This is a genomic window from Actinacidiphila sp. bgisy167 (assembly GCF_965342175.1).
Lineage (GTDB): Bacteria > Actinomycetota > Actinomycetes > Streptomycetales > Streptomycetaceae > Actinacidiphila.
Window position 1 is genome coordinate 75,709 of record NZ_CBDRBL010000024.1, and the last position, 8,756, is coordinate 84,464.

The 8,756-nt window shown below is 71.8% G+C and carries 7 protein-coding genes; 5 read left to right on the forward strand and 2 right to left on the reverse strand.

The window, feature by feature from the left end; translation table 11 throughout:
- The first annotated feature begins 139 nt into the window (after nucleotides 1-139).
- The 5 genes from rpsA (at nucleotide 140) to ACRWND_RS12580 (ending at nucleotide 7,267) form a co-directional block, all read left to right on the forward strand.
- Complete coding sequence (gene rpsA, locus ACRWND_RS12560; protein WP_431948795.1) at nucleotides 140-1,630, forward strand: 30S ribosomal protein S1; 1,491 nt, start codon at nucleotides 140-142, stop codon at nucleotides 1,628-1,630.
- 149 nt (nucleotides 1,631-1,779) lie between these two features.
- A complete protein-coding gene (locus tag ACRWND_RS12565; RefSeq protein WP_431948796.1) occupies nucleotides 1,780-2,715 on the forward strand; it encodes a PAC2 family protein in 936 nt (311 codons plus the stop codon).
- 54 nt (nucleotides 2,716-2,769) lie between these two features.
- Nucleotides 2,770-3,372, forward strand: a complete 603-nt coding sequence (gene coaE, locus ACRWND_RS12570; protein ID WP_431948797.1) for a dephospho-CoA kinase — start codon at nucleotides 2,770-2,772, stop codon at nucleotides 3,370-3,372.
- A gap of 270 nt (nucleotides 3,373-3,642) precedes the next feature.
- Nucleotides 3,643-4,011, forward strand: coding sequence for a tetratricopeptide repeat protein (locus ACRWND_RS12575; protein WP_431948798.1), 369 nt, complete (start codon nucleotides 3,643-3,645; stop codon nucleotides 4,009-4,011).
- 145 nt (nucleotides 4,012-4,156) lie between these two features.
- Nucleotides 4,157-7,267 carry an alpha-N-acetylglucosaminidase gene (locus ACRWND_RS12580; protein WP_431948803.1) on the forward strand — a complete coding sequence of 1,037 codons (3,111 nt, stop codon included), beginning with the start codon at nucleotides 4,157-4,159 and terminating at the stop codon, nucleotides 7,265-7,267.
- A gap of 21 nt (nucleotides 7,268-7,288) precedes the next feature.
- On the opposite strand, the gene ACRWND_RS12585 is transcribed toward ACRWND_RS12580, so the two are convergent.
- Both ACRWND_RS12585 and ACRWND_RS12590 read right to left on the reverse strand, forming a co-directional pair.
- On the reverse strand, nucleotides 7,289-8,092 hold the full coding sequence (locus tag ACRWND_RS12585; protein WP_431948799.1) for an N-formylglutamate amidohydrolase: 804 nt from the start codon (nucleotides 8,090-8,092) through the stop codon (nucleotides 7,289-7,291).
- 77 nt (nucleotides 8,093-8,169) lie between these two features.
- Complete coding sequence (locus tag ACRWND_RS12590; RefSeq protein WP_431948804.1) at nucleotides 8,170-8,748, reverse strand: methylated-DNA--[protein]-cysteine S-methyltransferase; 579 nt, start codon at nucleotides 8,746-8,748, stop codon at nucleotides 8,170-8,172.
- Nucleotides 8,749-8,756: the final 8 nt, after the last annotated feature.

The window sequence follows — 8,756 nt, forward strand, 5'->3', positions numbered from 1 at the left end:
GCCTCGGACGGAGCAGGCTGCGCTCACAACTGTTGTAAACCTCTCGGCCTTGTGGGCTGTCCGGAATCGGCAGGAGCGAAACGGGCTTTCGGCGTAGCAGTACCTACGACTTCATGTCCGTACCGGAGCCCTTTTCCTAATGACGAGCAGCACCGAGGCCCCTCGTACCACCCCGCAGGTGGCGGTCAACGACATCGGTTCCGAGGAAGCCTTCCTCGCCGCGATCGACGAGACGATCAAGTACTTCAACGACGGCGACATCGTCGACGGCGTCATCGTGAAGGTCGACCGGGACGAGGTCCTGCTCGACATCGGCTACAAGACCGAGGGTGTCATCCCCTCGCGTGAGCTTTCGATCAAGCACGACGTCGACCCCAATGAGGTCGTCGCCGTGGGCGACGAGATCGAGGCTCTTGTCCTCCAGAAGGAGGACAAGGAGGGTCGCCTGATCCTGTCCAAGAAGCGCGCCCAGTACGAGCGCGCCTGGGGCACGATCGAGAAGATCAAGGAAGAGGACGGCATCGTCACCGGTACCGTCATCGAGGTCGTCAAGGGTGGTCTCATCCTCGACATCGGCCTCCGCGGCTTCCTCCCCGCCTCCCTGGTCGAGATGCGCCGTGTCCGCGACCTCCAGCCGTACGTCGGCAAGGAGCTCGAGGCCAAGATCATCGAGCTGGACAAGAACCGCAACAACGTGGTCCTGTCCCGCCGTGCCTGGCTGGAGCAGACCCAGAGCGAGGTCCGCCAGACCTTCCTCACCACCCTCCAGAAGGGTCAGGTGCGCTCCGGCGTCGTCTCCTCCATCGTCAACTTCGGTGCCTTCGTGGACCTGGGTGGCGTGGACGGCCTGGTGCACGTCTCCGAGCTGTCCTGGAAGCACATCGACCACCCGTCCGAGGTCGTCGAGGTCGGCCAGGAGGTCACGGTCGAGGTCCTGGACGTCGACATGGACCGCGAGCGTGTCTCCCTGTCGCTGAAGGCGACCCAGGAAGACCCGTGGCAGCAGTTCGCCCGGACCCACCAGATCGGCCAGGTCGTCCCCGGCAAGGTCACCAAGCTGGTGCCGTTCGGTGCGTTCGTCCGCGTGGACGAGGGCATCGAGGGTCTGGTCCACATCTCCGAGCTGGCCGAGCGCCACGTGGAGATCCCGGAGCAGGTCGTCCAGGTCAACGACGAGATCTTCGTCAAGGTCATCGACATCGACCTCGAGCGCCGTCGCATCAGCCTCTCGCTGAAGCAGGCCAACGAGTCCTTCGGTGCCGACCCGGCGTCGGTCGAATTCGACCCGACCCTGTACGGCATGGCCGCGTCCTACGACGACCAGGGCAACTACATCTACCCCGAGGGCTTCGACCCCGAGGCCAACGACTGGCTCGAGGGCTACGAGAAGCAGCGCGAGGAGTGGGAGCGCCAGTACGCCGAGGCGCAGAGCCGCTTCGAGCAGCACCAGGCGCAGGTCATCAAGTCCCGCGAGGCCGACGCCGAGGCTGCGGCCCAGGCCGGCGAGGCGGCTCCGGCCGGCCCGACCGGTGGCTCGTACTCCTCGGAGTCCGGCGACCAGTCCGGCGCCCTTGCCTCGGACGAGGCGCTGGCCGCGCTCCGCGAGAAGCTGGCCGGCGGCCAGAGCTGATCGCAGGGCGTACCGCCCACGCAGTACGGAAGGACCCGCTCTCCCAGGGAGGGCGGGTCCTTCCGCGTTTCTCCGGGTCCGGGCGGGAATGCGCGGGCTGTACGGTCCGTTGCACCCAGCGTTGACGAAGACCGAGGGAAGGGTGCGCAGTGCTGGATCCGCAGGGGCTGTACGCATACGAGCCGGGCGGGGCCGAGGCGGTCGACGAGGCTTTCGGTGAGATCGGTCCTGTGCTGCTGTACCACTTCGACGGGTACATCGACGCAGGTGAGACCGGCGCGCAGGTCGTCGAGGAAGTGCTGCGGCTGCAGGAGCACCGCGTGGTGGCGCGTTTCGACGCGGACCGTCTGGTGGACTACCGGGCGCGTCGTCCACTGATGAATTTCACGCGGGACCGCTGGACGGGGTACGAGGCGCCGGAGATCGCGCTGCGGCTGGTCCGGGACAGTACGGGTTCGCCTTTCCTGCTGCTGTCGGGCCAGGAACCGGACGTCGAGTGGGAGCGTTTCACCGCGGCGGTGGTGCAGATCGTGGAGCGCTTGGGCGTGCGCTTGGCGTTCACCTTCCACGGCATCCCCATGGGGGTGCCGCACACCCGCCCGGTGGGGCTGACGCCGCACGGCAACCGGCTGGACCTGGTGCCGGGCCACCGCGCCTGGTTCGACGAGGCGCAGGTGCCGGGCAGTGTCGAGGCCCTGATCGAGTACCGGCTGGCCGGGGCGGGCCGCGATGTGCTGGGCGTGGCCGCCCACGTACCGCACTACCTGGCGCGTTCGGGGTATCCGCATGCGGCGTTGGCCGTGGTGGAGGCGCTGACGGCCGCGACCGGCCTGGTGCTGCCGCAGGTGGCGCAAGCACTGCGGATGGAGGCGCACACGGTGCGGGCCGAGATAGACCGGCAGGTCGCCGACGGTGACGCGGAGCTGGTCGCGGTGGTGCGGGGGTTGGAGAACCAGTACGACGCGCTGGCGGGCGGCAGCAGCCGGCAGAATCTGATCGCCGAGCCGGTCGAGCTGCCGTCGGCGGACGACCTGGCGGCGGAGTTCGAGCGTTTCCTGGCCGACCGCGAGGACGACGGGTCCTGACGACGGGTCCCGACCGGGCTCGTGGGGGTGCGGGGCCACCGGTAGTCTCGCGGCATGGTCACAGTGGGGCTGACGGGTGGGATCGGGGCGGGCAAGAGCGAGGTGTCGCGGCTGCTGGCCTCGTACGGGGCGGTGCTGGTCGACTCCGACCGGATCGCGCGTGACGTGGTGGCGTCGGGCACACCGGGGCTTGCGGCTGTGGTCGCCGAGTTCGGCGAGGGGGTGCTGGCCGCCGACGGGTCCTTGGACCGGCCGAAGCTGGGGGCGATCGTCTTCTCCGACCCCGAGCGGCTGAGGGCGCTGAACGCGATCGTCCACCCCCTGGTGCGGGACCGTTCGGCGGCCCTGCAGCGGGCGGCGGGTCCGGACGCCGTGGTCGTGCACGACGTGCCGCTGCTGACGGAGAACGGTCTGGCTCCGCAGTACGACCTGGTCGTGGTGGTGGACGCCGCTCCGCAGACCCAGCTGGATCGGCTGGTGCGGCTGAGGGGCATGACCGAGGACGACGCCCGGGCCCGGATGGCCGCCCAGGCGACCCGGGAGCAGCGGCTGGCGATCGCCGACGTCGTGATCGACAACGACGGCCCGCTGGAGGCGTTGGAGCCGCAGGTCCGGCAGCTGTGGGAGCAGTTGCGCCGCGCGGCCGCCGGTGGCTGAGCCGCAGGACAGCCGGTAGCTGATCCTTGTCCGAAGGCCGTGACGCCGGCCATGGGCGGTGTCCCGCGACGTCGGTCACCGTGTGGCCGGGTGGTGCCGCGCTCGTTCGCGGGTGCGCCCCGGACGTATGGGTAGTGCGCGACGGCGCCGGGCGCCCGGTGAACGCCGGGCCTGAGCTCCGCGCTGCCGCGGAGGTCTCCTGGGAATGCTTATGCGGGTGGCGATGTTGGGTAGTTGTGACGTGTTGACTGCCCGTGGAAGGAGGCGGCTGTGCCCGAGCAGAGCCCCGAGAACCATGTCATCGACTTCCGCGCGGCGGAGCAGCTGCTGGCGGCCCGTGACGCCCGTGGGGCGGTGAAGCTGCTGGACTCGGTCATCGCCGCCCACCCGGAGAACACGGCCGCGCGGCTGCTGCGCGCACGGGCTTTCTTCCTGTCCGCGCAGTTGCGTCCGGCGGAACTCGAGTTCCAGATCGTCCTGGAGCGCGAGCCGGACAACGCGTACGCGCACTTCGCCCTCGGGCGCACCCTGGAGCGTTCCGGCCGCTCCGGTGAGGCGCTGCGTCACTTCCGGCTGGCGGCAGCGCTCGACCCCAAGCCCGACTACCTGCAAGCGGCTCGCTTCCCCGGCCCGGAGTGAGCCAGGACGGGGGAGTTCGCCCGTTATCGGGGCTGCTTCCCCTCGCGTCACATTGATCCGTGGTGTCACTCCCGTTACGGTTCCGCACGTGTTCTGACGCAGCCTCATCTGTGGGGAGCCGGCCGTGACTCGAGTGACCAGGCGGATGCTGCTGGGCTCTGCCGCCGCGACCGCGGCAGGTGCGGTGCTTTCGACGGGTGTGGCGGGCGCGAGCACGGCAGCGGCTTTTGACACCGCTCCCGCGCAGGCCGCGCTGGGCCGCCTGCTGCCGCGCCACGCGGGGCAGTTCCGGTTGGTGGCGGCGGGCCGGGGGAGCGGTGCCGGTGCGAAAGACGGCGATGGGTCCGACCGGTTCCGCATCGCCGGCGTGCGAGGCCGGATCGAGGTGGCCGGGACGTCCCCGGCCACAGTGCTGTGCGGCGTGCGCTGGTACCTCAAGCATGTGTGCGGCGTGGGTGTCTCCTGGGCGGGCGACAGCCTGGACGCCCTGCCCTCGACCCTTCCCGCGCCGCCCTCCAGCGGCATCGCCCGGCGCGCCACCGTGCCGCACCGCTTCGTCCTCAACGACACCAGCGACGGCTACACCGCCCCCTACGCCGACTGGGCGCGCTGGGAGCGGCTGATCGACGTCCTGGCGCTGCACGGCTGCAACGAGGTGATGGTGGTGGCCGGTGCCGAGGCGGTGTACCGGCGTGTGCTGCGCGAGTTCGGCTACTCCGACCGGGAGGCCCTGGCCTGGTTGCCGGCCCCGTCCCACCAGCCGTGGTGGCTGTTGCAGAACCTCTCCGGGTACGGCGGCCCGCTGACCGCGGGCCTCGTCGACGCCCGTGCCGCGCTGGGCCGCAGGATCACCGGCCGGCTGCGGGAGCTGGGTATGGCGCCGGTGCTTCCGGGCTACTTCGGCACTGTCCCGGACGGCTTCGCCGGGCGCAACGCGGGGGCACGCGTGGTCCCCCAGGGCACCTGGCACGGCTTCGCCCGTCCGGACTGGCTCGACCCGCGCACACGCGTCTTCGCCGCCGTGGCCGCATCCTTCTATCGCCACCAGAAGGAGCTGTTCGGGGCGGCCGCCTTCTTCAAGATGGACCTGCTGCACGAGGGCGGCACCGCGGGCGACGTGCCCGTGCCCGCGGCCGCCCGCGGCGTCCAGTCGGCACTGCGCGCGGCACATCCCCGTGCGACCTGGGTGATCCTCGGCTGGGAGAAGAACCCGCGGGCCGATCTGCTGGAAGCCGTCGACAAGGCGCGGATGCTCGTGGTGGACGGGGTCTCCGACCGCTTCACGTCGGTCACCGACCGCGAACGGGACTGGGCGGGCACCCCGTACGCCTTCGGTTCCATCCCCAACTTCGGCGGCCGGACGACGATCGGCGCCAAGACCCACGTCTGGGCGGACCGGTTCTTCAGCTGGCGGGACAAGCCTGGCAGCGCCCTGGCCGGTACCTGCTATCTGCCGGAGGCCGCCGAGCGCGACCCGGCCTCCTTCGAGCTGTTCTGCGAACTGCCCTGGCACGAGCGGAGGGTGGACCTGCCGACCTGGTTCGACACCTATGCGCAAACTCGCTACGGCGCCGCGGACGGCCAGGCCCGCGTCGCCTGGCAGGCGCTGCGCCGCACCGCTTACCGGCACGACGCCCTCGAGCGCGCCGACGCCCACGACAGCCTCTTCACCGCCCGTCCGTCGCTGACCGCCGACTCCGCAAGCGTGTACGCGCCGAACGCCCTCACCTACGATCCGGCCGCTTTCGACACGGCGTTCACCGCGCTCCTGGCGGTGTCCGCCGGGGCGCGCGGTCGCGACGCCTACCGCTACGACCTGACGGATGTCGCCCGCCAGGCCGTCGCCAACCGCAGCCGGCAGCTGCTGCCGCAGCTGCGCTCCGCGTTCGCCCGCGGCGACGAGGCGGTCTTCCGCCAGCTGTCCGAACTGTGGCTGCGGTTGCTGCGGCTGGCCGACGAGGTCGCCGGCGGCCACCGGGCGTTCCTGCTCGGCGCCTGGCTCGCCGAGGCCCGGGCCTGGGGCGGGACGGACGCGCAGCGTGAACAACTGGAGCGCACCGCCCGCGTGCTGGTCACCACCTGGGGTGGGCGCGCGACCTCGGCCACGCTGCACGAGTACGCCAACCGGGACTGGAACGGCCTGCTCGCCGACTTCTATCTCCCGCGCTGGCGGACCTTCCTTGAGGAGTGCGGGGCGGCTCTCACCGCCCGTCGCGCCCCGCGGGCCGTCGACTGGTACCGCGCCGAGGAGCCCTGGACGAGGCGCGCCCGCAGCTACCCCACCCGGCCCACCGGTGACGCGTACACGCTTGCCTGGCGCGCCCACCAGACACTTGCCGCGGCTCCCTACCAGGGTTCGCTGACGGTGACCGCGCAGCCCGCGACGCTGCGGCCGGGCGGTCGAGCCTTGGTCACGGCCGAGTTCACCAACACCAACGGACTCGCCCCCACGGGCACGGTGGGCTTCTCGCTGACCGTGGACGGGGTGCGGGCCGTGCCCCGCGGGTCCCTGTCGCTGCCGCGCGTGGCGGCCGGCGGGACCGGCCTGGCGACCTGGCACGTCACCGCGCCCGAGGCACGTCCCGAGCGGCCGCTGTCGCCGCTGCGGTACGAGGCGCGCGCCGCGTACGAGCCGGTGCCGGGCGGCGCGCGGGTGCCCGCGGTCGCCGTGGGGGACCTGTACGTCGCGGGCCTGCTGGAGGACGCGTACCGCACCGTCGGCGGCAACGGAGCCGTCTTCGGGCAGTTCGGCGACCGCTTCGCCATCGACGGTGCCGGGCGCGACCTGTGGAAGGGGACCGCCGAGTTCGCGGCGCTGCTGCGGCACCGCGCACTGCGGGACGGCGGGACGGTCACCACCCGGGTCGACAGCCAGGCCGAGACCGCCCCCTGGGCGCGGGCGGGCATCATCGTCCGTGACGATCTCGAGGATCCGGCCGCTGTGGGCTTTCTGAACCTGGCGGTGAGCCCCGGTCACGGGGTGACGCTGTCCTACGACTCCGATGGCGGCGGCCGCTTGAACCGCTACCGGCGGCTCGCCGGCGTCCGGGCCCCCGTGCTGCTGAGGCTGCGCCGCCGGGGCCGCGCGTACACGGGCGAGTGCAGCAACGACGGCGGCACGACGTGGCGGAAGGTGGCCACCGTGACCGTGCCGGCGGCGGCCCGGGCGCAGGACGTGGGGCTCTTCATGACGGCGGGAAACGGCGGCACGGGCGCCCGAGGCCTGGTGGAGTTCACCGGCTTCCGGCTCGGCTGAGGCCGCCGGCCGCCCCCGTGCTCAGCCGGCGCCGCAGCCCGCGCCCACGGCGGCGACCAGGGCGGCCAGGGCGTCACCGAAGCGGTTTAGCCCCTCACCTGGGGCCCCTGCGGGCTCCGTCATGTACCCGTCCCGGCGTATCTCGACCATCAGAGCCGACACCTCGCGGACCTCGCCGTAGTGCTTCAGAGGCACATATGTGCCGGCGAACGGCGAGTCGAGGCCGACTCCGCCGCAGGGCGCGAAGGCCTCGCGGGCGGCTTCCAGCAGCCAGGCCGGGGTGTGGAAGGCGTCCGTGCCCAGGCAGACGGCGGGTCTGGGCCCGTCGCCGTGCAGTTCGTAGGGGAGCGGTGCGGCGGGGTAGGAGTGCACGTCGATGACGACCGCCCGGCCGGTGGCCGCCAGGCGGTCCTGGACGGCGGCCGTCATGGCGGCCGCGTAGGGATCGAAATAGGCGTCCAGCAGGACTCGTTCGTGCCGGGGTTCGTGCTCGCGCAGCGGCACCCCGTGTGACGTGCGGGTGTAGACGGCGCCCATGCCGACGGCACGCATCTCCTCCCGCTCGTCGGGAAACCGCTCGGGGTCGACCACCAGCCGCGACAGGAGGTTGGTGAACTGCCAGGCCCCCGTGGCCGCTGCGGCGCGCGCGGCGATCACGTCGGTGTACGCGTCCGTCATGTGGTCGAGCTCGCTCGCCAGCTCGGCGTCGTCGAGGAGGATGCGCTCGCGGACGTGGTGGGGCACGGCGCGGGCGCTGTGCGGAACATGGAGCAGCACCGGTGAGTCCGGTGCTCCCTCGGTGATGCGGAACGTCGGTTCGTCCAAAGTCTCCACCCCTGAGCGGTTCGTGGTGCCACCCGCCGTGGCGAAGGCAAACCGCCCACGGCGTAGCACCCCACTGGTCAGAACAGCGGCTCCGGCAGGACCCCCTCCAGGGCCAGCAGTGAGCGCTTGACGTCGAGCATGCGAGAGCCCCCGCCGAAGCCGCCTATGCCGCCGTCGCTCTCCAGGACCCGGTGGCACGGGACGACGACGGGCAGCGGGTTGGAGCCCATGGCCGCCCCCACAGCCCGGGCCGCGCCCGGCTCACCGACCCGGTTCGCCAGATCCTGGTAGCCGACCACGCTGTCGAACGGGACGCCGCCCGACAGCGCGCGCAGCACACGGCGGTTGAAGCCGGTCGTCAACGACCAGTCGAGCTCGAGGTCGAAGGTGTGCCGCGTCCCGGCGAAATACGACTGCACCTGGGGTATCGCCTCCAGCAGTCGGGCCTGCGCGGGATCCTCGGGCCCGGGACCGCGTACGGGTACGGCGCCCAGCCGGGAGCAGATCCGCTCGAGCACCGCGGGCGCCTCTCCCTCCCCGGTCCGGAAGGCGACGTGGACCAGGCCCTGCCCCGTCGCGGCGAGCAGCAGCGGCCCGACCGGTGTCTCCAGCACCGTCCAGGCGACCTTGGCGGTTGAGGTCTGCGGTTGCGTCACGGTCCCAG

Excerpts from the sequence above, each read along its gene's own strand:
- rpsA (WP_431948795.1), top strand. The coding sequence starts at position 140 with ATGACGAGCAGCACCGAGGCCCCTCGTACCACCCCGCAGGTGGCGGTC.
- ACRWND_RS12580 (WP_431948803.1), top strand. The coding sequence starts at position 4,157 with ATGCTGCTGGGCTCTGCCGCCGCGACCGCGGCAGGTGCGGTGCTTTCG.
- coaE (WP_431948797.1), top strand. The coding sequence starts at position 2,770 with ATGGTCACAGTGGGGCTGACGGGTGGGATCGGGGCGGGCAAGAGCGAG.